General features: G+C 46.6%; 20 protein-coding genes. 3 read left to right on the top strand and 17 right to left on the bottom strand.

Annotated features, from left to right (window positions below; genetic code table 11):
- A partial coding sequence (locus GYX26_RS10630) for an autotransporter outer membrane beta-barrel domain-containing protein (RefSeq protein WP_174829218.1) occupies positions 1-2,171 on the top strand: 2,171 nt, incomplete at its 5' end.
- A gap of 684 nt (positions 2,172-2,855) precedes the next feature.
- On the opposite strand, the gene proB is transcribed toward GYX26_RS10630, so the two are convergent.
- The 15 genes from proB to GYX26_RS10555 all read right to left on the bottom strand — a co-directional run bounded on the left by proB (position 2,856) and on the right by GYX26_RS10555 (position 18,396).
- Positions 2,856-3,989 (bottom strand): glutamate 5-kinase, encoded by a 1,134-nt coding sequence (gene proB / locus GYX26_RS10625; protein ID WP_174829217.1) that lies wholly within the window; start codon positions 3,987-3,989, stop codon positions 2,856-2,858.
- Between the two features lie 131 nt (positions 3,990-4,120).
- Positions 4,121-5,563: an NADH-quinone oxidoreductase subunit NuoN gene (gene nuoN, locus GYX26_RS10620; RefSeq protein WP_174829216.1), complete on the bottom strand. Its 1,443-nt coding sequence runs from the start codon at positions 5,561-5,563 to the stop codon at positions 4,121-4,123.
- A gap of 10 nt (positions 5,564-5,573) precedes the next feature.
- Positions 5,574-7,067 carry an NADH-quinone oxidoreductase subunit M gene (locus GYX26_RS10615; protein WP_100113492.1) on the bottom strand — a complete coding sequence of 498 codons (1,494 nt, stop codon included), beginning with the start codon at positions 7,065-7,067 and terminating at the stop codon, positions 5,574-5,576.
- A 37-nt stretch (positions 7,068-7,104) separates the two neighbouring features.
- Complete coding sequence (gene nuoL / locus GYX26_RS10610; RefSeq protein WP_174829215.1) at positions 7,105-9,129, bottom strand: NADH-quinone oxidoreductase subunit L; 2,025 nt, start codon at positions 9,127-9,129, stop codon at positions 7,105-7,107.
- A 25-nt stretch (positions 9,130-9,154) separates the two neighbouring features.
- Positions 9,155-9,460 (bottom strand): NADH-quinone oxidoreductase subunit NuoK, encoded by a 306-nt coding sequence (gene nuoK, locus GYX26_RS10605; protein ID WP_025329732.1) that lies wholly within the window; start codon positions 9,458-9,460, stop codon positions 9,155-9,157.
- Positions 9,457-10,110 carry an NADH-quinone oxidoreductase subunit J gene (locus GYX26_RS10600; RefSeq protein WP_174829214.1) on the bottom strand — a complete coding sequence of 218 codons (654 nt, stop codon included), beginning with the start codon at positions 10,108-10,110 and terminating at the stop codon, positions 9,457-9,459. The genes nuoK and GYX26_RS10600 overlap by 4 nt, the downstream gene beginning before the upstream one ends.
- Before the next feature lie 9 nt (positions 10,111-10,119).
- Complete coding sequence (nuoI, locus tag GYX26_RS10595) at positions 10,120-10,599, bottom strand: NADH-quinone oxidoreductase subunit NuoI (RefSeq protein ID WP_100090208.1); 480 nt, start codon at positions 10,597-10,599, stop codon at positions 10,120-10,122.
- An 18-nt stretch (positions 10,600-10,617) separates the two neighbouring features.
- A complete protein-coding gene (gene nuoH / locus GYX26_RS10590; RefSeq protein WP_037407263.1) occupies positions 10,618-11,667 on the bottom strand; it encodes an NADH-quinone oxidoreductase subunit NuoH in 1,050 nt (349 codons plus the stop codon).
- Positions 11,668-11,669: 2 nt separating this feature from the next.
- Positions 11,670-13,922: an NADH-quinone oxidoreductase subunit NuoG gene (gene nuoG / locus GYX26_RS10585; RefSeq protein ID WP_174829213.1), complete on the bottom strand. Its 2,253-nt coding sequence runs from the start codon at positions 13,920-13,922 to the stop codon at positions 11,670-11,672.
- Positions 13,923-13,954: 32 nt separating this feature from the next.
- Positions 13,955-15,250 carry an NADH-quinone oxidoreductase subunit NuoF gene (nuoF, locus tag GYX26_RS10580; RefSeq protein ID WP_174829212.1) on the bottom strand — a complete coding sequence of 432 codons (1,296 nt, stop codon included), beginning with the start codon at positions 15,248-15,250 and terminating at the stop codon, positions 13,955-13,957.
- Entirely contained in the window at positions 15,250-15,723 is a 474-nt protein-coding gene (gene nuoE, locus GYX26_RS10575) for an NADH-quinone oxidoreductase subunit NuoE (RefSeq protein ID WP_100090211.1), read from the bottom strand. The genes nuoF and nuoE overlap by 1 nt, the downstream gene beginning before the upstream one ends.
- Complete coding sequence (locus GYX26_RS10570; RefSeq protein WP_100090212.1) at positions 15,723-16,976, bottom strand: NADH-quinone oxidoreductase subunit D; 1,254 nt, start codon at positions 16,974-16,976, stop codon at positions 15,723-15,725. The genes nuoE and GYX26_RS10570 overlap by 1 nt, the downstream gene beginning before the upstream one ends.
- Positions 16,969-17,556 (bottom strand): NADH-quinone oxidoreductase subunit C, encoded by a 588-nt coding sequence (locus GYX26_RS10565; protein WP_100155183.1) that lies wholly within the window; start codon positions 17,554-17,556, stop codon positions 16,969-16,971. The genes GYX26_RS10570 and GYX26_RS10565 overlap by 8 nt, the downstream gene beginning before the upstream one ends.
- Positions 17,557-17,569: 13 nt before the next feature.
- Entirely contained in the window at positions 17,570-18,049 is a 480-nt protein-coding gene (locus GYX26_RS10560; protein ID WP_037407271.1) for an NADH-quinone oxidoreductase subunit B family protein, read from the bottom strand.
- Positions 18,040-18,396 carry an NADH-quinone oxidoreductase subunit A gene (locus tag GYX26_RS10555; protein WP_100090213.1) on the bottom strand — a complete coding sequence of 119 codons (357 nt, stop codon included), beginning with the start codon at positions 18,394-18,396 and terminating at the stop codon, positions 18,040-18,042. The genes GYX26_RS10560 and GYX26_RS10555 overlap by 10 nt, the downstream gene beginning before the upstream one ends.
- 426 nt (positions 18,397-18,822) lie before the next feature.
- On the opposite strand from GYX26_RS10555, the gene GYX26_RS10550 reads away from it, so the two are divergent.
- Complete coding sequence (locus GYX26_RS10550; RefSeq protein WP_174829211.1) at positions 18,823-19,131, top strand: chorismate mutase; 309 nt, start codon at positions 18,823-18,825, stop codon at positions 19,129-19,131.
- A gap of 40 nt (positions 19,132-19,171) precedes the next feature.
- Here GYX26_RS10550 and murJ read toward each other — a convergent pair whose 3' ends face one another.
- Positions 19,172-20,710, bottom strand: coding sequence for a murein biosynthesis integral membrane protein MurJ (gene murJ / locus GYX26_RS10545; RefSeq protein ID WP_174829210.1), 1,539 nt, complete (start codon positions 20,708-20,710; stop codon positions 19,172-19,174).
- Between the two features lie 239 nt (positions 20,711-20,949).
- Between murJ and asd the strand changes: the two genes are divergently transcribed.
- On the top strand, positions 20,950-22,065 hold the full coding sequence (asd, locus tag GYX26_RS10540; RefSeq protein ID WP_100113500.1) for an aspartate-semialdehyde dehydrogenase: 1,116 nt from the start codon (positions 20,950-20,952) through the stop codon (positions 22,063-22,065).
- 213 nt (positions 22,066-22,278) lie between these two features.
- Here asd and GYX26_RS10535 read toward each other — a convergent pair whose 3' ends face one another.
- On the bottom strand, positions 22,279-23,667 hold the full coding sequence (locus tag GYX26_RS10535) for an L-cystine transporter (RefSeq protein ID WP_174829209.1): 1,389 nt from the start codon (positions 23,665-23,667) through the stop codon (positions 22,279-22,281).
- Positions 23,668-23,823 lie beyond the last annotated feature (156 nt).

Below are 23,823 nucleotides of genomic sequence, written 5' to 3'. Positions count from 1 at the left end.
CTGATGAAACCGGCAACGGCTCTGATGAAACCGGCAACGGCTCTGATGAAACCGGCAACGGCTCTGATGAAACCGGCAACGGCTCTGATGAAACCGGCAACGGCTCTGATGAAACCGGCAACGGCTCTGATGAAACCGGCAACGGCAAACAACCTGACAACTCTAAGAATTCAGCGGCTGTTGTTATTGAAAATAATTCACCAAATGGTCAAACTTATGCGACAGCTGGTAAGCTTGTTGGACCTGTCGGTATTGAGGCTATCAATAATTCCGATACCGGTGTGATTAGTATAAGTGTCGCTGATGAGGTAGTAGGTGAAACAGGTGCCGGTATTCATACTTCTGGTATAGCTGGTGCAACAAACGTTATTACCTTGCAGAATGGTGCAATTGTTTCCGGTGGTTCGGGAATTGCTATTCAGGATGATGATACTAATGCTAACGTCACTCTTGAGGACGGTTCCAAAGTTATCGGAGCAATCCAGCTTGGTAAAGGTAGTGACATACTTACTATCAATCAGAGTGCTGATATTTCTCAAATTACGGCCATTGATGGTGGTGAAGGTGAGAGTGACATTGATATCCTAAATATCCATGGTACGCTCAAAGGCTCCTCTGTCAGCAGCGGTAGTGAGGGTAATATAGCTATTCTTAACTGGGACAATATCAATGTTAAGAAACAAGGCAAACTTACTTTAACTGGTGATCTGCAAACCACTAAACTTGTGATTGAAAATGAGGGAACATTAGATCTTTCCCCATCACCTGTGTTACTGAAAGCTATAGCACCTATTCAGGAAACAACCATTAGTGGTAATGTTGAAAATGCAGGTACTATTAGTCTAAGTAGTAATCACAGTGCTGGTGACCTGTTGATAATCGACGGCGACTATACCGGTAATAACGGTACATTAGAGCTTGATACCGTATTGGGAGATAGCTCTAGTACTACTGACAGATTAAGTATTACGGGTAATGCAACCGGTACAACTTCTGTTACAGTACATAATGATGGTGGCCTCGGTGCTGATACTGGTGATACTGATGGAATCAACATTATTAATGTCCAAGGTACCAGTGAAGACAAAGCATTTAGTTTAGCTGGTGGCCATGTTGATGCTGGCGCTTTTGAATATCGCTTGTTAAAAGGCGATAGTAATGGCGAAGGCGATGACTGGTATTTGCGCTCTAGAGTTGCAGATGCTACTTCATCTAAATCAAAAGCACTGTATCGTAAAGAAGTACCACTGTATGCTGCTGTGGGTGCTCAGCTACGTCAGGCTGACAGTACTATGCTGGGTAATATGCATCAACGCTTGGGCAACTCGGCACAGTCTGATTCACGCATGAGCTGGGGTAGAGTTATTGCCACACGTGCTGACATCCAGCAAAATGGTGCCGCGGATGCTCGCAGTGAAGGCGACTACACCGGTCTACAGCTAGGTAGCGATATCTGGCAACATAACGGCTGGAATGTTGGTGGTTATGTCGGTTATCTGCATGGAGATTTGGATGTTGATGGCTTTGCCAGCGGTGTTAATGGCAGTGTTGGTAAAAATGCCACTAAATCTTACTTCCTCGGTGCCTATGGTAACTACACCCATAACAACGGTGCTTATGTTGATTTAGTGTTGCAGGGCGCACGGCATAATGTTGATATTAAACCTGACGGCAACGCAAACAGTAAACAGAAAGGTCACGGTGTAACTGCTTCTGTTGAAGCTGGTAAACCGTTCTCTTTCGGTAACAGTGCGTGGAAGCTGGAGCCGCAAGCTCAGATCGCACATCAGTGGTTGGATCTGGATGACAGTAATATCAGTGGTAACACTACTGTTAAACAGGGACACGATGATGCATGGCTGTTCCGTGTTGGTGCTCGTATGCAAGGCAATTATCAAACTGGTAAAGGTACAGTTCGTCCACATGCACGTGTGAACTTGTTCTATTCTCCCAATGGAACTGATCACACTACCTTTACTACTCGAAATGCCTCCACCACATTGCATAGTGGCGGTGGACATACCAGCGCTGAGGTAGCTGTTGGCGGAAGCTATGATGTCAACGATAACGTCTCAGTTTATGGTGAGGTTGGCCATACTTGGTCTAATGGTGGTGATACCAAAGTAAAAGCGCCAGTAAGTGGATCTGTAGGATTGAAAGTTCTTTGGTAAATTAAACTGAAACTTTGCGTATAAAGCGCATATCCTACACAAACCGGTACCATGTAATTTTCATGGTACCGGTTTTATTATGTTTTCCGCGTTTATCACTTCTGCACTTATAATAAATATATAAGCCGATTTGTCATTTGTAGAACTCATAGAACAGATAAATGGTTAAGCTTGTATGTGATTTTTCTATAAAGATAGCAGTAAGAGGGGGCGATAAGCACCGCAAGTCTGCAATTAAGCTTAATACTATTTTATTACTCACAGCTTCTTTTTATTATGCAGCATAATTAATGCATTTTCTTTTTTATTACGACTATCTTTCACGCTGAATAAAACTGATTATTGATTATTTTAAATCCAGTTATCCAGTGCCAACGGAGTGAAATCATATTCTGTTACTAATTTATTATTTAAAGCTTATTGCTAAATACATATTTTGCTCTTTTTTGTTGTGCTTGTTTATCACGCTCTTATTACAAAGCTGTATCAGTTATTAGGATCTGTTCAAGTTACCCCTGATACTGAAGAGTATATGTCTCTTAAATATGACACTAATTCGATAAGTGCATAAAACAGCTTCATACCTTTCGCATAAAGCTGTTTTTAAATGTCTATTTATAAAAAAATGAGTTATTGTATTATATTCATAACATATTAGAATATTATTAGCGGCAAGAATAACAACTATAAACGGCATAAAACCATATTATCACGATGCATTACTTCTTCTTCAGCTACATAACCCAAAATATCTTCAATCATATGTGAGGGCTGGTGCAACAATCGCGATATTTCCCGGTCATTGTAATTAATCAGACCACGAGCAATTTCGGTACCAGTCTGATTACATACAGAAACTAACGCACCACGATCAAAATGACCAGCAACATCAATACAACCTATTGATAATAAACTAGAATTATGCATTGTAAGTGCTTGAACTGCACCATCATCAATAGTCAATTTACCCACCAGTTGTAACTGCCCTAATAACCACTGCTGACGCGCATTCAGCCGGTTATCATCCGGCGTAAATAATGTACCGACCTCGTTACCATCAAGCAAATGCAAAAGCACATTATCGGCATGTCCATTGGCAATACAGGTTGCCGCCCCACTCAAAGCAGCTCGTCTCGCAGCCAGTACTTTGGTATACATTCCCCCCGTACCCACACTGCTACCTGCACCACCGGCCATACTTTCCAGACCCGGATAGCTGGCTGCAATTTTATGAATAAATCTGGCATTGGCATGCTGGCGCGGGTCGCGGTCATACAATCCATCCTGATCTGTCAGGATAATGAGTATATCGGCTTCAATCAGATTCGTTACCAGTGCCCCCAGAGTATCATTATCACCGAGCTTGATTTCATCAATGGTAACGGAATCATTTTCATTAATAATCGGTACCACCCCCTGCTCCAGCAGGGTACGGATGGTACTGCGGGCATTCAAATAGCGGGTACGGTGACTTAAATCATCGTGAGTGAGTAAAATCTGGGCTGTCTGGATATGCAGTGACTCAAACGCTACTTCATATGCCTGTGCCAGCCCCATCTGTCCCACAGCAGCAGCAGCCTGTAATTCGTTAATCGCTTTGGGGCGTACCTGCCAGCCCAACCGTTTCATTCCTTCTGCAATCGCACCACTGGAAACCAGTACTACCTGAATACCACGAGCCCGCAATTGAGCAATCTGCTGAGCCCAGTTATTCAGGATATTCTGGTCTACCCCATGTCCGCCATTGGTAACAAGGCTGGAACCTACTTTTACCACCACACATTCAGTTTGGCGGATATCAAATTCTGAATTATTCATGTTTACCATGCAGTTGTTATTTCAACGGTTTAATTAGCCATTTTACCTATGGTTATGACCTTTGATAAGTGGGTTCAACAGTTACAAAAACAGCAGCCATTAAGGCTGCTGTTGGAAAAAAGCAAAGTGGTTTAACTATGCAACAATGCCTGTACGCACCAGGCCATCACGCCATCCGGCAAAATACCCCATAGCAGTAACAACAAACCGTTAACGGATAAAACCAGCTTGCCCAGAAAGGTCATGTTAAAAACAGGTTCTGCAACGGAGTCAGGTATATCGAAATACATGGATTTAACCACACGCAGATAATAGAAAGCACCGATTAGTGACATTACTACTGCATACACAGAAACCCACAGATAACCACTGGCAAGTAATGCTTTGATAACCGCCAGTTTGGCATAAAAGCCCATCAACGGCGGAATACCGGCCATAGAAAACATCGCCAGCAGCATTAAAAATGCATACCAGGCATTTTTCTGGTTCAGGCCAGCCAGATCGCTGATATTCTGACATTCAACATCTCTGCCGGACAACAGCATCAGGATGGCAAACGCTACAGAAGCCATTAAAGCATAGGTGATAGCGTAATACATAGCTGCGGTACAACCAGTTTCTCCAGCCAGCAGCGCCAGCAGAATAAAGCCCATATGCGCTACTGTTGAGAAGCCAAGCATACGCTTGATATTGGTTTGCATGATGGCAGCCAGATTACCCACCAACAATGAAGCAATACCCAATATCAACAGTAATTCACGCCAGCTTTCCCATTGAGTGAGCAAGCCATAGACCAGAATGCGGAAAGCAAATACTGTTGCGGCAATTTTCGGTGCTGTACCCACCAACGCGGTAACAGCAGTAGGTGCACCCTGATACACATCTGGCACCCACATATGGAAAGGTACGCCACCCAGTTTGAACACAATGCCGGCTACAATAAATACTACGCCCAGCTTTAATAGCCACGGATTGGCACTGCTTTCACTGGCAGCCAGCACCTGCTGTAACTGCAAAGACCCTGTTGCACCATAAATCAGTGAAATACCATATAGCAGCAAACCAGAAGCCAGCGCGCCAAGCACAAAATACTTCAGCGCTGCTTCAGCCGCACGGCCACTGTCGCGTTGCAGGGCAATCAAGGCATACAGTGCCAGTGACAGCAATTCCAGCCCTACATACAGGGTAAGGAAATGACATGCTGAAACCATGATATCCATGCCCAGTAAGGCAAACAGGGTAAGTGTATAAAATTCACCCTGATAGATATTTTTGGCACGCAGATAAGTCTGGCTGTAAATAAACAGGGCAATAACCAGAACATACATGCATAACTTGGCTAGCTGTGCCATGCCATCCAGTACAAACATATCATGGAAAGCATATTGTGGCTGTTCCGTCCAAACCAGACACTGTACTACTGCCGTTAATATCAATCCGATGATCGACAGGGTACAGGTTATCCAGCGTTGTCTGTCATTGAGCCATAAATCCACCAGCAGCACTGTAAACAGCACTACAGTCAGCACCAGTTCCGGTACAGCGGGAAATATTGTTAAATCTGTCCAGTTCATTCACATTTCCTTACAGTTTGCTTTGTGCCGCTTGGACAATTAAATCATTTGCTGCCTGATGGACAACGGCGATAAATGGTTCGGGATACAAACCAAAACCGAGTACCGCTATAGCCAGAATCACCAGAATAAGCAGTTCGCGTTTATTCACATCTTTTAATTGCTCAACTTCGGGGTTTTTGATGGTGCCAAAAATAACTCGTTTAAACATCCACAGGGTATAGGCTGCACCATAAATCAGGGTTAACGCTGCCAGAGCACCAATCCAGAAATTGGTTTTTACTGCGCCGACAATTACCATGAATTCGCCCACAAAACCGGAAGTACCGGGCAAGCCGGCGTTGGCCATGGCAAACAGCAGCATGAAAGAGGCAAATACCGGCATACTGTTTACCACACCACCGTAAGCAGAAATATCACGGGTATGCATGCGGTCATACATTACGCCGATACTCATGAACATGGCAGCCGAAACAAAACCGTGTGACACCATCTGCATGATGGCACCTTTAAAGGCCCAGTCATTCAAATATCCGCCGGTAAACAGGAAGAAGCCTAAGGTGACAAAACCCATGTGGCTGATGGAAGAATAAGCCACCAGTTTTTTCATGTCTGTCTGTACCAGTGCTACCATGCCAATATAAATCACCGCTACCAGACTCAGTACAATCATTACCGGCGCAAAATAACGTGCAGCATCCGGCAGGATAGGCAGAATAAAACGCAGGAAGCCATAACCACCGATTTTCAGGGTAATGGCAGCGAGTACCATTGAGCCGCCAGTAGGCGCTTCTACGTGCGCATCCGGTAGCCATGTGTGTACTGGCCACATCGGCACTTTCACCGCAAAAGACAGGAAAAAGCCGATAAACAGCAAAATCTGCGCAGTCATGGCAATGTGTTTGATATTGTGCCATGCTTCAATTGAGAAACCGCCAGTCTGCATAGACAGGTACACAAACCCTACCAGCATCAGCAGCGACCCCATCAGGGTATACAGAAAAAACTTGATGGATGCGTATACGCGCCTTGGGCCACCCCAGATACCGATAATCAGATACATCGGAATCAGCATGCCTTCAAAGAACACGTAGAACAGAATGGCATCCATGGCCGCAAACGCGCCATTAATCAATCCCGACATAATCAGGAAAGCAGCCATATACTGTGCCGGCCGCTTCTGAATAACCTGCCAGCCAGCCATCACTACCAGTAAGGTTGTGAAGCTGTTCAGAATCACAAACAAGACAGACAGGCCATCAACACCTAATGCATAGTTGATGTTGAGACTTTCAATCCAGAAATGAAATTCTGTGAATTGGAAGCCACCATTTAAACGGTCAAATTTGAAAAACAGCGGTAAGGTGATTAAAAAAGAAACCAGCGCACCGATTAAGGCCAGCACTCTGGCTATACCAGCATGCCTGTCTGAACCGGTCGCCAGCACTACGATGCCGGCCGCTACAGGCAGCCAAATCGCCAAACTGAGTAAGTTATCGTACATATTTATAGCCTAAAGATACCAAGTTGAATGCCTTCAATTAACCGCCGAACATCGTTTTCAGCAACGGCCAGAAAGTCCACGCTACCAGCACGAACACACCAACCACCATTGCGGTTGCATAAGTATAGATGTAGCCGGTCTGAATCCGCCGTACCAGTGCTGCAACAGTGGCAACCACGCGCGCGGCACCGTTAACGACTAATTTATCAATGATGAAAACGTCGCCCACTTTCCAGAACAACGTTCCCAGCAAGCGGCTGCCTTTGGCAAAAACGTTATAGTAAAGCGCATCCAGATAGTATTTGTTATCCAGCAAGGTATAAACCGGACGGATAGACGCCACGATTCTGGCCGGAATATGCGGTTTTTTCATGTAGAAGAACCACGCCAGTACTACCCCGGCAATCACCAGCCATAACACGGGAGTGGTCAGGCTGTGTAAGGCCATGGCAAAGATGCCGTGATATTCCTCTTCTACAGTGGCCAGCGCCGGATGTGCCGCACTGTTAATGAATATCACATGCTGGTAGAAATCACTAAACAGCATCGGTTTGATGGCCCACATGCCGACAAATACTGAAGGAATGGCTAACAGAATCAGCGGAATGGTTACCACCAGCGGGCTTTCATGCGGATTATCCTGTGGGCGCAGACCATGGTGCTCTTCGCCATGATGATGCCCGCCATGATCAGCTTTACGCCATTTTTCTTCGCCGTGGAAAACCAGAAAATACAGGCGGAATGAGTAGAAAGCGGTCACAAACACACTGGCTACCAGTGCGACATAGGCAATACTGCTGAAAGGCAGATTTGACGCTTTTACTGCATCGATAATGGAATCCTTAGAATAGAAGCCAGAGAAGAATGGTGTACCAATCAGCGACAGGGAACCAATCAGCATGCAAATCCACGTTACCGGCATATACTTGCGCAAGCCGCCCATATGACGCATATCCTGATCATGGTGCATGCCCATAATCACACTACCGGCCGCGAGGAATAACAGGGCTTTGAAGAAAGCATGGGTCATGACATGGAAGACGGCAATATTATAGGCTGAAGCACCCAGTGCCACGGTCATGTAACCAAGTTGTGACAGGGTGGAATAGGCAATCACACGCTTGATATCATTCTGAATCATGCCCAGAAAGCCCATAAACAGCGCGGTAATGGTGCCAGATACCATAATCACACCCAGTGCGGTATCAGACAGTTCATATAGCGGTGACATACGTGACACCATGAAAATACCGGCTGTCACCATGGTAGCGGCGTGAATCAGCGCAGAAATCGGAGTCGGACCTTCCATTGAATCCGGCAGCCACACATGCAATGGAAACTGTGCCGATTTACCCATCGCCCCTACGAACAGCAGAATACAGGTAACGGTAATCAGTGACCACGGATGACCGGGAATCAGTTCGATAGTAGCATTTTTCACCTGATCAATATGCTGGAACACATCAACATAGCGCAGGCTGCCGCCAAAATAGGCCAGTATCAAGCCAATTCCCAACACAAAGCCAAAGTCCCCAACGCGGTTAACCAGAAATGCTTTCAGGTTGGCAAAAATGGCACTGTCACGTTTGAAGTAAAAACCAATCAGCAGATAAGATACCAGCCCTACTGCTTCCCAGCCAAAGAATAGCTGGATAAAGTTATTACTCATTACCAGCATCAGCATGGAAAAGGTAAACAGGGAGATATAGCTGAAGAAGCGCTGATAACCATCGTCATCGCTCATGTAACCAATGGTGTAGATATGCACCATCAGTGACACACTGGTGACAATCACCAGCATGGTAGCGGTTAGGGTATCAATCAGGAAGCCAACTGAAAAGTCCAGTCCGCCCATGGTCAGCCAGGTATAAACGTTTTCATCAAAAGGCTGGCGGGTGCCGTTCATAAAGCCATAAAGCACCCAGGCAGACAACGCTGCAGAAATGGCCACACCGGCAATGGTAACGCTATGCGCTCCCCTACGGCCAATCAGCTTACCGCACAAACCAGCCAGCAGTGAACCGATGAGCGGAGCCAAAGCAATAAACAGATAAATAGACATAATTTTCTCTCGTTCCTCTCACCCGTTAGCCTTTGAGACTATCCAGATCCTGTACGTTAATGCTCTGACGGTTACGGAAAATCAGCACCATAATCGCCAGACCAATGGCAGATTCAGCCGCAGCAACTGTCAGAATAAAAAAGACAAAAATCTGTCCGGCTGTGTCACCGAGATAACGGGAAAAAGCCACGAAATTAAAGTTCACCGCCAGCAGCATTAATTCGATTGACATCAGCAGCACGAGTACGTTTTTGCGGTTCATAAAAATGCCCATGGCAGAAATGGCAAATAATATCGCGCTGAGAACCAGATAATGGGTTAAGGTAATCATGCTTTTTTCTCCCCTTCTGTCACTTCTTCACTGGTTTCGGTTACTGGTGTAGCCACTTCAGGCTGCATTTTCACCATGCGGAAGCGGTCTTTTGCCTGCACTTTAACTTGTTCGGCCGGATTGGTACGGCGCGGATTATGCGTTTGCCGGTGTACCAGTGCAATGGCGGCTACCATCCCCAGTACCAGCAATATGGCGGCTAGTTCGAACGGTAACAGATAGGTAGTGTAAATCTGCATACCTAAGTCGCGTACATTACTGTAATCAGCCGGCAATGGCTTGTCTGTCCCCAGATGTGCCAGATCCAGCTGCGGATTCACCAGAATCACAATCAGCAGTGCGGCGGTGAGAATACCTACCAGCGCGGCAATGGGCGCATGGCGCCAGAATCCGGCGCGCATCTGTTCAATATCAATATTGAGCATCATGATGACAAACAGGAACAGCACCATCACTGCCCCTACATAGACCACTACCAGCACAATGCCCAGAAATTCGGCCTGCATCAGAATCCACATCATGGCACTGGCACAGAATGTCAGCACCAGAAACAAAACTGCATGTACCGGATTTTTGGCAATCACTGTATTTATTGCGCCAAGCAGAATAACTGCGGCAAATACATAAAACAGTATTAATGGTAAATTCATGACTACCCCTTAGCGATACGGTGCATCTGCGGCTTTGCATTTGGCGATATCTTTTTCATAGCGATCGCCAATTGCCAGCAACATGGGTTTAGTGAAATACAGATCTCCGCGTTTTTCACCGTGATATTCGAAAATCTGTGTTTCTACAATGGCGTCTACTGGACAGGCTTCTTCACAGAAACCGCAGAAGATACATTTAGTCAGATCGATATCATAACGGGTTGTTCGCCGTGTACCGTCCTCGCGCTTTTCCGACTCGATATTAATCGCCATCGCCGGACACACGGCTTCACACAGTTTGCAGGCAATGCAGCGCTCTTCGCCATTGGGATAGCGCCGCTGCGCATGCAGACCACGAAATCGTACCGATTGTGGGGTTTTTTCTTCAGGGAAATAAATGGTTTCTTTACGTGCAAAAAAGTTTTTTAAGGTTACTTTCATGCCCGAAAGCAACTCGGTCATCAGAAAAGTTTTAATTATATTTGCCATATCAGTGCCTCTCCCTGTTTAACGCCATAAAGACAGGGGTGAAATCATCCATAAACCCAATACAATCACTGCGACGATGGTTACCGGAATCAGTACTTTCCAGCCCAGACGCATAATCTGATCGTAGCGGTAGCGCGGGAAAGTTGCCCGTATCCACAGGTAAAAGTACAACACCAGCGCCATTTTCAGGAACATCCACAGTACGCTTGGTGTCCCAATGAAGCCCCAGCTTTGCGGGAAAGGTGATAACCAGCCACCAAAGAACAACAGTGCAGTCAGGGCTGCTACCAGAATCATGAATATATATTCGGCCAGGAAAAATAAGGCGAAAGCAAAACCAGAATACTCAACATGAAAACCAGCAACAATTTCCGACTCACCTTCGGCCACGTCAAACGGGGCACGATTGGTTTCGGCCACTGCGGAAATCAGATACACCACAAATAATGGGAACAATGGTAACCAGTTCCATGAAAAAACCGAACCACCTGCATAGCCTTTGGCTTGCGCCATCACGATATCGTGAAAATCCATGCTGCCGGATACCATTATCACCCCAATCAGGGCAAAACCCATCGCTATTTCGTAGGAGATGGTTTGTGCCGAAGCACGCATGGCACCCAGAAAGGCATATTTGGAGTTGGAAGCCCAGCCGGCAATGATGACACCATACACAGACAGAGAGGTAATCATCAGGATGTAGAGCAAACCGGCATTGATTCTGGTTAGAAACCAGCTTTCACTGAACGGAATCACTGCCCAGGCAGCAAAAGCAGGCATCAGTGACATCATCGGCCCAATATAGAACAATGCCTTGTTGGCCTGTGACGGGCGGGTAACTTCTTTGAATAACAGTTTCAATACGTCAGCGAAGGGCTGGATTAAGCCATAGGGGCCGGTTACGTTCGGGCCGACACGCAGCTGCATGTAACCGATAACTTTACGTTCAAAATAAGTCAAGTAGGCCACGGTAAGAATCAGCGGCAGCATGATGATGACTATTTTGACGATGACAGACACCAGTAAGCCGAAGTCGTTACCCAGTAATTGTTGAAACCACGCTTGCATGATTATCCTTTACTCAATTCAACAGTGGTCAATAAAGCACCCAATTGCCAGTTACTCTGATGTAATGGCAACAACAGTACGTTTTCCGGCAGGGTGTCGTCAGCAGCCACGGTAACGGCTACGGTACTATTTCCCTGTTTGGCCTGTGCAGTATCACCATCAGCCAGCCCCAGCGCATTCAGCGTAGCACTGTGAATCCGCGCGATGGGCACTGCGGCATGTACTGTGTTTTGCAAGGGCGCAGAACGACGCACAATGCCATCGGTAGCATACAGACTGACTCCGCCTACACGTACCAGACTGATATCCGGATCAGTGCTAGCAACTGGTTGAATATGGTTATTCAATAAGGCCGGTAACTGATCTTTGGCAAGTGCATCAGTCAGAATTTGCTGGGTGTTTTCATATTCAAAGCCCGGCAGTTCAAGCACGTTGCCCAGTACACGCAATACTTTCCATAATGGTCTTGCTTCACCATAGGCCCGTACCACGCCATGGAATGACTGCAAACGACCTTCCATGCTGATAAAGCTGCCGGATGTTTCGGTAAACGGGGTAATTGGCAGCATGACATCGGCCACTTCACGCAATACTTCACTGTCGTACGCGCTGAATGCCATCACTGTCTGCGCCTGTTTTAGCGCGGCAAGAGCCGCAGCACCATTGGCGACATCCATATCTGGCTCGACATTAAGCAACATCACTGCCTGTTTTGGCTGCGCAATCTGTGCAGCAATGGTGTGTTCAGCTTTTCTGGCAGCCACACCAAGCACTTCGGCACCAATACTATTAGCAGCCTGTGGCAATACCCCGAGAATGCTATCGGTAGCCACAGCCAAGTCCTGTGCCGCAGCATAAACAGCAGCGGCATCCGGATGGTTCAGTACATCAGCACCGAGAATAATGCTGGCTTTTTGCGCCTGTAATAACGCCTGCCCTACTTCGCTGTTAAGTGCATCACTCAGCCAGTCAATCCACTGATACGGATGCAGGCTCACTTGTGCCAGCAAAGGCATAAACAGTTCTTCATCAGCAGCGGCCAGAATAGCTACTTTGGTACCGTTTTTGGCCGCCTGACGAATACGGGCTGTAAGTAGTGGCTGTTCCTGCCGCAAACGTGCACCGACTACCAGAATCACTTCGTTTGCTGCCAGTTGTTCGATGCTCTGCCCCAGCCATTGGGCGCCTTCAGCAGCTGCAGCCAAACGGCCATCCAGCGAACGCAGGCGACAGTCTACAGCAGTGACACCAAGACCATCAGCCAATTTACGCGCCAGATGCATTTCTTCAATGGTATTGGCCGGATTAACCCATATACCAACCCCATCGGCTCCGAAGTCATGGCTGACGCCATGCAAGCCTTTGGCCACATAATCCAGTGCGGTTTGCCAGTCGACAGTATGCCACTGGTTATCCTGTTTGATTTGTGGCTGGGTTAAGCGCTGCTGATACAGCCCTGCATAGGCAAAACGGTCGCGGTCACTAAGCCAGCATTCATTGATGGCTTCATTTTCTAGTGGCAGCACACGACGCACGGTATGGTCTTTGGTCTGAACAATCAGATTGCTGCCCAAGGCATCATGAGCGGATATGGATTTACGCCGGCTTAGCTCCCATGAACGACTGTCATAGCGAAATGGTTTGCTGGTTAAGGCACCAACCGGACACAAATCAATTACATTACCAGATAGCTCGGTTTCCAGTGTTTTACCGGCAAATGGGGTAATTTCGGAATTTTCGCCACGATTCTTCATTGCCAATTCCTGTTTGCCGGCAATTTCTTCGGTAAAGCGAATACAGCGGGTACAGTGTATACAGCGGCTCATTTCTGCAGCAGATACTAGTGGCCCCATTTCCTTGCCGACTACAGCATGTTTGGCTTCGGTATAACGGCTGGCGCTTTTACCATAGCCCATTGACAAATCCTGCAACAGACATTCACCGCCCTGATCACAGATCGGACAATCCAGCGGGTGGTTAATCAGTAAAAACTCCATTACCCCTTTCTGGGCATCTTTAGTCAGAGCGGAGCCAGTTTTAACTACCATGCCATCGGTAACCGGTGTAGCACAGGCAGGTAACGGTTTGCGTGATTTTTCCACCTCAACCAGACACATGCGACAGTTAGCGGCGATAGACAATTTTTTGTGATAGCAAAAATGCGGAATAAAGGTACCGGCCTGATGGGCGGCTTCCATCACCGTACTACCCTGCTCGACAGAGAGTTGTTTACCGTCAATTTGAATTTGTAACATAGGTTCGCAATCCTAATTAAGCAGATAGTGCCTTAGCACCAGCGATGTTCTTTCATGGGTTTGCCGTGTTCGATATAGTGCTCAAACTCGGAACGGAAATGTTTCATAAAGCCCTGTATCGGCATCACGGCAGCGTCCGCCAATGCACAGATGGTGCGTCCAGACATATTGCTGCCAATCGATTCCAGCAAATCCAGATCCTCCGGCCGACCTTTACCAGAGGCAATACGGTGAATAATGCGATACAGCCAGCCAGTTCCTTCACGGCAAGGCGTGCATTGGCCGCATGATTCTTCAAAATAGAAATAGCTCAGCCGCTCCAGCGCTTTCACCATGCAGACATCTTCATCCATTACGATTACCGCACCAGAACCCAGCATCGAGCCAGCCTTGGCAATGGCATCATAATCCAGAGTCAGTTCCATCATGATGTCAGCCGGCAATACCGGTGCAGAAGAACCACCCGGAATCACCGCTTTGAGTTTTTTGCCATTACGCATACCACCGCACATTTCCAGCAAATCTTTGAACGGTGTACCTAACGGAACTTCGTAGTTACCCGGACGCTCGACATGGCCGGATACGGAAAAGAGTTTGGTTCCGCCATTATTGGGAATACCCTTATCGGCAAACTGCTGGCCGCCATCACGAATAATGAACGGCACTGAGGAAAAGGTTTCGGTGTTATTGACAGTAGTAGGCTTGCCGTATAAACCATATGAAGCCGGAAAAGGTGGTTTGAAGCGTGGCTGACCTTTTTTGCCTTCAAGAGATTCCAGCAGCGCAGTTTCTTCGCCACAGATATAAGCACCATAGCCATGATGGGCATGCAGCTCAAAACTGAAATCGCTACCCAGAATATTCTGTCCCAGAAAGCCAGCTGCACGTGCCTGTTGCAGAGCAGCTTCAAAACGCAGATAGCTTTCAAAGATTTCACCATGAATATAGTTGTAGCCAGCAGCCGCGCCCATGGCATAGCCACCGATAATCATGCCTTCAATCAGCGCATGCGGATTGTAATCAATGATATCGCGATCTTTGAATGTGCCCGGTTCACCTTCATCGGTATTGCAGACAACATATTTGGTGCCCGGAAACGAACGCGGCATAAAGCTCCATTTCAGCCCGGTGGGAAAGCCGGCACCACCGCGACCACGCAGGCCTGAAGTTTTAAGCTCGGCAATAACATCATCTGGTGGCATTTTTTCATTGATGATTTTTTTCAATGCCTGATAGCCACCACGTGCTATATAAGCTTCCAGCGTCCAGCAATTGGGGTCAGAAGTATCAACCTGATCGAAAATCACGCCATTCTGGTACATTGCCATCAGTTCAACTCCGCCAGTTTCGCTTCAATGGCCTCTTCGCTCATAAAGCTACACATTTTATGATTATTCACTAACATCACCGGCGCATCGCCACAGGCACCCATGCACTCGCCTTCTACCAAGGTGTATTTACCATCAGCAGTGGTTTCACCATAGCGGATACCGAGACGTTTTTGCAGATACTCACCAGCATTCACGCCACCACGCAGGGCACAGGGCAGATTGGTACATACGGTTAGTTTGTATTTACCAACTGGCTTGAGGTTGTACATATTATAAAAAGTAGCCACTTCCAGTGCCTGCGCTGGTGGAATGCCAATATAATCAGCTACCTCTTCAATGGTTTCAGGCTGCAACCAGCCCAGTTCCGTCTGCGCAATTCGCAAGGCAGACATAATGGCACTGCGGCGCTGGTCGGCCGGGTATTTTGCCAGTTCTGTATCAATCTGTTTTAAGCTATCAGCGGACAACATTATCTATCCACCTCCCCGAATACAATATCCTGTGTACCAATAATGGCAACCACATCCGCCAGCATGTGGCCGCGTGCCATTTCATCCATGCCCTGCAAATGGGCAAAACCCGGAGCACGGATTTTCATCCGGTAAGGTTTATTGGCACCATCGGAAATCAGATAGACACCAAATTCACCTTTAGGATGTTCAGTAGGCACATAAACTTCACCTTCTGGCACATGCATACCTTCAGTAAACAGTTTGAAGTGGTGAATCAGTTCTTCCATCCCGTCTTTCATGGCGGTACGGGGTGGTGGTGCCACGGTGTGGTCGTCAATAATCACCGGGCCTGGGTTGGCTTTCAACCAGTCCACACACTGGCGGATAATGCGATTGGCCTGACGCATCTCATGAATACGGCACAGATAACGGTCATAACAGTCGCCATTGAGACCCACCGGTATATCAAAATCTACATTAGCATAGGCATCGTAAGGCTGTTTTTTGCGTATATCCCATTCAATACCGGAACCACGCAGCATGACGCCGGTAAAACCTTTTTGCAGGGCGCGTTCTGGTGAAACCACGCCTATACCAACAGTACGCTGTTTCCAGATACGATTGTCGGTGAGCAGATTTTCATATTCATCCACACAGGCAGGGAAACGGTTGGTAAAGTCTTCAATAAAGTCCAACAGTGTGCCTTCACGGCTGGCATTGAGTTTTTGCAGCACTTTGGCATTGCGGTATTTGCTGGATTCATATTTCGGCATGAAATCCGGCAAGTCTCGGTATACACCACCGGGACGGAAATAGGCAGCATGCATGCGTGCACCTGACACCGCCTCGTAGATATCCATCAGGTCTTCACGCTCGCGGAATGCGTAAAGAAATACCGTCATGGCACCGATATCCAGTGCATGCGAACCTATACCCATCAAATGATTAAGAATTCGGGTAATCTCAGCAAACATCACGCGGATATACTGGGCACGAATGGGTACTTCGATATTAAGCAGGCGTTCAACCGACAGGCAGTAAGCCTGTTCATTACACATCATGGATACATAATCCAGACGATCCATATACGGCAATGCCTGCAAATAAGTCCGTGTTTCCGCCAATTTTTCCGTACCACGATGTAACAGGCCGATATGCGGGTCAGCACGAACGATGTTTTCACCATCCATTTCCAGAATCAGGCGCAATACGCCATGTGCAGCCGGATGCTGCGGCCCGAAGTTAATGGTGTAATTGCGTAACTTAGACACCGTACTGCTCCTCTCTCACCACGCGCGGGGTAATTTCACGCGGTTCAATCGTTACCGGCTGATAAATAACGCGGCCTTCGGCCTCGTCATAGCGCATTTCAACATAGCCGGAAACGGGAAAATCTTTGCGAAACGGATGACCAACAAAGCCGTAGTCAGTAAGAATACGACGCAGGTCGGGATGGTTGTTAAACAGAATGCCAAACATGTCAAACGCTTCACGTTCATACCAGTTGGCTCCGTTATAGATATCGACTACAGAATCGACGGTGGGAAAGTCTTCGGCTTCAGCCCAGACACGGACACGGACACGCCAGTTATTGGTTACAGACAACAGATGGCTGACAACGGCAAAGCGCTTACCTTGCCACGGTTCATCTTTGTAGCTCTGGTAATCAACACCACACAGGTCAATCAGCGTTTCAAATTTCAGTTCATCATGGTCACGCAGGGTTTGCATAAGCTGATGATAATCAGCCGCATCACAATCCAGTGTTAGTTCACCACGGTCAAGACAGTAACGTATCTTAGCGCCGAAAGTGGTTTCACACACGGCTTTCAGTGTTGCTATATCTGCCATATTTTCCTCACTTTCATACACGCGCAATCGTGGCGGTACGTTTAATTTTCAGCTGCAACTGCAACAGGCCGTAAACCAGTGCCTCTGCGGTGGGCGGACAGCCGGGTACATAGACATCAACCGGCACAATGCGGTCGCAGCCACGCACCACAGAATAGGAGTAATGGTAATAGCCGCCACCATTGGCACAGGAGCCCATAGACAATACCCAGCGCGGCTCGGCCATCTGGTCGTAAACACGGCGCAATGCGGGAGCCATTTTGTTGCACAGGGTACCGGCCACAATCATCAGGTCAGACTGGCGTGGTGACGGGCGAAAAATAATACCAAAACGGTCAAGGTCATAGCGGGCAGCACCGGCCTGCATCATCTCTACGGCACAACAAGCCAGACCGAAAGTAGCTGGCCACAATGAACCGGTACGCACATAATTAAGTACGGTATCGGCAGTAGTTGTGACAAATCCTTTTTTTAAAACGCCTTCTATTCCCATTCCAGAGCGCCTTTTTTCCATTCATAAACAAAGCCGATAACCAGAATCAACAAAAACACCATCATTGACCAGAAACCGTATGCGCCCAGTTCTTTGAACACAACAGCCCAAGGCACCATGAAAGCTACCTCAAGGTCAAACAGGATGAATAAAATGGCTACCAGATAGTAACGCACGTCGAATTTCATGCGTGCATTTTCAAAAGCTTCGAAACCGCACTCAAACGGCTCCTGTTTCATTTTGTATGGACGATTCGGTCCGAGTAACAGGCCAAGAGAAATAAACAGAACACCGGCGGCAAAGCCAACCAGTACGAATATTAAGATGGGGAAATAATTCGCCAGCATAATTGCGCCGACCTTATGCAAATATTGGTAAAATTGATGTATTGTAACTAATTTCGAACGTTATTAAAAGCGCGTATTACATTAATCAGTAATAAAAAAATAATATTTTCAATAAGATATTGATAATAATTATCATTAGCATTATTTAAAATATTACTTTTGATTTCTCTTTTTTCTCCTCAGGTAAAATAATAAAAACACGTCATAAAATTTTTCTATTAATTCCTGCCGGTTACAATTTTCAAAGCTATATATCACTTTATAAAATGCATATTAAATAAATGAAATAACAAAGCTTGCTTATCAAGTTAACTTTCATAAACTTTATTAGCCATAAAATAGCGTTTGTTAATATTACAAATTTTAACAATAAATATTTATTAACAGCACTATAATGTAACCCCTTGAAAACAAAAGGTATCAAAAATGCAATACCATCCAGTTCACTCGCCTGCTGAGTGTCACGATATAAGCGACGTTCGAAGAGAAATAGATCATATTGATTATACTGTGATTCAGTTACTTTCTGTCCGTTTTAACTATGTAAAGACAGCCAGTAAATTCAAAAAAAATACTACAGATGTTCAGGCCACAGAGCGTTTTAACAGCATGCTGGAAAAGCGCAAACAGTGGGCTGATGAGTTGGGGTTGAATGGAGAAGTAATTAAAACATTATACGCCGATTTGGTTAAATATTTTATTGCCGAAGAATTAAAAGAGTTTGAACGCAAATAATTAAAATTATTTACTTTCACTCAGCCAATCTCTTGCACGCCTATTCTGCTTCAGCGCGCCGAAAATCACGTATACGGAATCCCAATGCAAACAAAGCACCAAAGTAAAGAACAATACCGGCAATAATCAAAGCACTTAACTGGCCAACTTTTGCCAAGCCATTACTATGCCAGTTGAACGGTAGCCATTGCTGCAATACCCATAGGCCAGTACCCATAATAATCAGAGCCAGAATCAGACGCACCAGAAAACGCCCCCAGCCCGGACTGGGTGTATACAGTTTCTGCCGCCGTAACAAGGTAAACAGCAGTGCCGCATTAATACAGGCACCCAAACTGATGGCCAGAGCCAGGCCGACATGATGTAGTTTCCAGACAAACAGCAGGTTCATCAGCTGCGTCATGCATAAAGTAAAAATAGCGATTTTTACTGGTGTTTTGATGTTCTGGCGGGCATAAAAGCCCGGAGCGAGTACTTTAATCAGAATCAGGCCAATCAGTCCCACAGAATAAGCCACCAGTGCGCCTTGCGTCATCAGTGCATCATACTCATTGAATTGCCGGTACATAAACAAAGTGGCGACCAGCGGAAATGATAATACGGCCATGCCCACGGCCGCAGGCAAGGTAAGCAGCATGCACAAACGCAAACCCCAGTCCAGCAAGGCAGAAAAACTGGCAATATCATTGGTAGCCGAGTGTTTGGACAGAGTAGGCAAAAGAATGGTGCCCAGAGCTACGCCGAGTACACCTGTCGGCAATTCCATCAGCCGGTCAGCATAATACATCCACGATACCGAGCCGGATTGCAGATAGGAAGCAAAAATGGTGTTAATTACCAGAGATATCTGAGCCACTGAAACACCTAAAATGGCCGGTGCCATTTGCTTTAATACCCGATTAACGGCCTTGTCCCTAAATTTTAGCTTGGGCATGGTAAGAAAACCCAGCCGGAATAAATAAGGTAGCTGATACAGCAACTGCAACAACCCACCTACGAACACTGCCCATGCCAGAGCCAGAATAGGCGGATGAAAATAAGGCGCCAGCCATAAGGCAAACACAATAAAAGAGATATTCAGAAAGGTAGGTGTAAAAGCTGGAACAATAAACTGATGATAGGTATTGAGTACGCTGCCAACCAGTGAAGACAACGAAATCAGAAAAATATAGGGAAAAGTAATACGTAATAGCTGCACTGATAGAGAAAATTTATCTGCATCCTGCTGAAAACCGGGTGCAGAAATATAAATCACTACCGGCGCTGCCAGAATACCAATAGCAGTAACAATAATCAGTACAAATGAAAGCAGGCCGGCCACGTGCTGTACAAATGCCCGGGTAGCCTCTGGTGAACGTGTTTCCCGATATTCTGCCAGTATCGGCACAAAAGCCTGTGAAAACGCACCTTCCGCAAAAATACGCCGCAGCAGATTTGGCAGTTTAAATGCCACAAAAAAAGCATCAGTAGCCATACCTGCACCAAAACTGCGGGCAATAATGGTGTCGCGTATGAAACCCAACACACGTGACAACATTGTCATGCTGCTGACTTTAGCCAAAGTACGCAGTAAATTCATTGGTAACGCCAATTGAAAAACAAAGGCGAAAGTGTACACTGGAATGTGAGCTGATTCTATACAATGGGCTAACCACGTTAAATCACTTTATTAGCCCGGCAAAATATATGCTGTGCGACCAGGAATGTATCCAGACAATAATTAACAGTTTACAAATGGTTCTGATTATGGTTAAAAGACTGGATGTATTTCTGGCAGCAGAGATTTTGATTAAATTAAAATGATTTAAGGAGCACCCTGTGAAAGTAGGTTTTGTTGGCTGGCGCGGTATGGTGGGTTCGGTATTAATGCAGCGCATGCAGGAAGAAAATGATTTTCAAAGTATTGCAGATGCGTATTTTTTCACGACATCGGCTGCCGGTGCAGCAGCACCGGATTTTGGTCAGACAGCAAAAACTCTGCTGGATGCACATAATCTGGATGCTCTGGCAAAAATGGATATTATTGTTACCTGTCAGGGTGGCGACTACACCAAAGCAGTACACCAGCCTTTACGTGAACAGGGCTGGCAAGGTTACTGGATTGACGCCGCATCCACCCTGCGCATGAGCGATAAAGCAGTCATCGTCCTCGACCCGGTAAACCGTCCGGTTATCGATGCAGCACTGGCAAATGGAATCAGGGATTTTGTTGGCGGCAACTGTACCGTATCACTGATGCTGATGGCGCTGGGCGGCTTGTTTGAGCAGGATTTAGTGGAATGGGCCACCAGCATGACTTATCAGGCAGCATCCGGTGCGGGTGCACAAAATATGCGCGAGCTGATTAGTGCCATGGGTGCGATTGAAGCACAGGTCAGCACTGAACTGGCTGATCCGGCCAGTGCCATTCTGGCCATTGACCGCAAGGTAGCCGACTTTTTGCGCAGCGATGCCTATCCACAGGCACAGTTTGGCGTCCCACTGGCGGGTAGCCTGATTCCATGGATTGATGCTGATCTGGGTAATGGCCAGTCCAAGGAAGAATGGAAAGGCGCAGTAGAGACTAACAAGATTTTAGGTCGCAGTGCACACCCGATTGTTATTGATGGATTGTGCGTGCGCGTGGGGGCAATGCGTTGCCACAGTCAGGCATTGACCGTGAAACTGAAACAGGATTTATCAGTCGCTGAAATTGAAAAAATTCTGGCGGCCGCCAATGACTGGGTAAAAGTGGTGCCTAATGAAAAAACTGCCTCCATGCACGAGCTCACACCAGCGGCAGTCACAGGCACATTAACTGTACCAGTAGGCCGTATCCGCAAGATGGGTATGGGTGGCGAATACATCAGTGCCTTTACCGTAGGCGACCAGCTTTTATGGGGTGCCGCTGAACCCATCCGCCGCATGTTGCAGATTGTTTTGCAAAGCAGATAACCATCAACTGGGCGAAGCCAATACGGCCGAAGCCCAGCCTCAATCACTTTTGATTGCAACAGGACAGCTTGGCATTTAACTGTCCTGTTTTACTGTCTGTGCCATAACTGCAATCAGCTCAGGTTATCCCAGCACTCTGTCCAAAAAAATCAGCCAGTCTACTGTTTCAGACTGGCTGCAAACTATGGCAGTTTCTACTTTAACACAAAACGGTTACTGCACCAGCTCACTATGTTCTTTGCTATTGAGTATTGCTTTATCAGTTTGATGCAGCCACTGGCTGGTTAAAGTACCCGCAGTCATGGCACCGCTGACATTCAATGCCGTACGCCCCATATCAATCAATGGTTCCACGGAAATCAGCAAAGCTACCAGAGTAATTGGCAAGCCCATTGCCGGTAGTACAATCAGCGCAGCAAATGTAGCACCACCACCGACACCAGCCACACCTACAGAGCTAATGGTTACCATCCCCACCAGTGTCACAATCCACCATGGATCCAGAGGATTAATACCCACAGTCGGCGCAATCATAGTTGCCAGCATAGCCGGATACAGACCGGCACAGCCATTCTGACCAATGGTCGCACCAAAGGAAGCAGCAAAACCGGCAATAGATTTTGGCACACCTAAACGCTGCGTCTGCGCCTCAACATTAAGTGGGATAGAAGCTGCACTGGAACGACTGGTAAAGGCAAAAGTCAGTACCGGCCATACTTTCTGAAAATATTTACCCGGACTGATACCAAATATCCCCAGCAACAGACCATGCACTACAAACATCAGTGCCAGCGCCAGATACGATACCAGTACAAAACCACCCAGCTTGACAATATCCTGCATATTAGAAGCTGCTACTACTTTGGTCATTAAAGCCAGTACACCATAAGGTGTTAACAGCATCACTACCCGCACCAGCTTCATCACCCAACTTTGTAACGTATCAATCGCCAACAACACCCGTTCACCCTTAGGTGCATCATCCTTTAGCAACTTCAAAGCTGCCATACCCAGAAAAGCAGCAAAAATCACCACACTAATAATAGAAGTTGGATTGGCTCCGGTTAAATCAGCAAAAGGATTCTTCGGGATAAATGACAGCAACAATTGTGGTACCGACAAATCTGCCACCTTGCCCACATAATTTGTCTGAATTGCATTGAAACGCGCTGTTTCAGCCTCGCCCTGAATCAGTCCGCTGGCAGTCAGTCCAAACAGACTGGTCAGCAGCGTACCAATCAGCGCAGCAATAGCCGTAGTAAACAGTAATACACCTATCGTCATCAGACTGATCTTGCCTAGCTGGGTTGCATTATGTAGCCGTGCCACAGCACTCAGAATTGAAACAAATACCAGCGGCATTACTACCATCTGTAACAGCCGTACATAGCCATTACCAACAACATCAAACCACTGTACAGAAGTATCAATCACCGGACTGGATGTGCCGTAAACGAATTGCAGCCCCAAACCAAATACAATACCCAGAATCATACCCAGTAATACTTTTCTGGATAAACTCCACTCAGTGGCATGCGTACGGCTCAGCACCCATAACAACAACGCGAACACAACTGTGTTCGCGAGCAAAGATAAATTCATTTTATACTCCTGCGCCAGCAGCACATCGGCCAGCATTTGATACATAGTGCCAGTCAAGGATACGCAAAAGTCGCCAGCTTGTGAAATAGCCCTTATGCATTCACTTATGCTTTTTTATTATATGCAAATTAAATATTAAGTAACATAATTTAGCTC

Source organism: Snodgrassella sp. ESL0253 (assembly GCF_013344965.1).
In the GTDB taxonomy this organism is placed as follows: Bacteria; Pseudomonadota; Gammaproteobacteria; order Burkholderiales; family Neisseriaceae; genus Snodgrassella; species Snodgrassella alvi_B.
This window is presented reverse-complemented; position numbering and strand designations above follow the sequence as displayed.

What these genes read in the sequence shown, in the direction of transcription:
- proB (WP_174829217.1), bottom strand. Translation starts at nt 3,989, where the DNA reads ATGAATAATTCAGAATTTGATATCCGCCAAACTGAATGTGTGGTGGTA.
- nuoN (WP_174829216.1), bottom strand. Translation starts at nt 5,563, where the DNA reads ATGAACTGGACAGATTTAACAATATTTCCCGCTGTACCGGAACTGGTG.
- GYX26_RS10615 (WP_100113492.1), bottom strand. Translation starts at nt 7,067, where the DNA reads ATGTACGATAACTTACTCAGTTTGGCGATTTGGCTGCCTGTAGCGGCC.
- nuoL (WP_174829215.1), bottom strand. Translation starts at nt 9,129, where the DNA reads ATGTCTATTTATCTGTTTATTGCTTTGGCTCCGCTCATCGGTTCACTG.
- nuoK (WP_025329732.1), bottom strand. Translation starts at nt 9,460, where the DNA reads ATGATTACCTTAACCCATTATCTGGTTCTCAGCGCGATATTATTTGCC.
- GYX26_RS10600 (WP_174829214.1), bottom strand. Translation starts at nt 10,110, where the DNA reads ATGAATTTACCATTAATACTGTTTTATGTATTTGCCGCAGTTATTCTG.
- nuoI (WP_100090208.1), bottom strand. Translation starts at nt 10,599, where the DNA reads ATGGCAAATATAATTAAAACTTTTCTGATGACCGAGTTGCTTTCGGGC.
- nuoH (WP_037407263.1), bottom strand. Translation starts at nt 11,667, where the DNA reads ATGCAAGCGTGGTTTCAACAATTACTGGGTAACGACTTCGGCTTACTG.
- nuoG (WP_174829213.1), bottom strand. Translation starts at nt 13,922, where the DNA reads ATGTTACAAATTCAAATTGACGGTAAACAACTCTCTGTCGAGCAGGGT.
- nuoF (WP_174829212.1), bottom strand. Translation starts at nt 15,250, where the DNA reads ATGGCAATGTACCAGAATGGCGTGATTTTCGATCAGGTTGATACTTCT.
- nuoE (WP_100090211.1), bottom strand. Translation starts at nt 15,723, where the DNA reads ATGTTGTCCGCTGATAGCTTAAAACAGATTGATACAGAACTGGCAAAA.
- GYX26_RS10565 (WP_100155183.1), bottom strand. Translation starts at nt 17,556, where the DNA reads ATGGCAGATATAGCAACACTGAAAGCCGTGTGTGAAACCACTTTCGGC.
- GYX26_RS10560 (WP_037407271.1), bottom strand. Translation starts at nt 18,049, where the DNA reads ATGGGAATAGAAGGCGTTTTAAAAAAAGGATTTGTCACAACTACTGCC.
- GYX26_RS10555 (WP_100090213.1), bottom strand. Translation starts at nt 18,396, where the DNA reads ATGCTGGCGAATTATTTCCCCATCTTAATATTCGTACTGGTTGGCTTT.
- GYX26_RS10550 (WP_174829211.1), top strand. Translation starts at nt 18,823, where the DNA reads ATGCAATACCATCCAGTTCACTCGCCTGCTGAGTGTCACGATATAAGC.
- murJ (WP_174829210.1), bottom strand. Translation starts at nt 20,710, where the DNA reads ATGAATTTACTGCGTACTTTGGCTAAAGTCAGCAGCATGACAATGTTG.
- GYX26_RS10535 (WP_174829209.1), bottom strand. Translation starts at nt 23,667, where the DNA reads ATGAATTTATCTTTGCTCGCGAACACAGTTGTGTTCGCGTTGTTGTTA.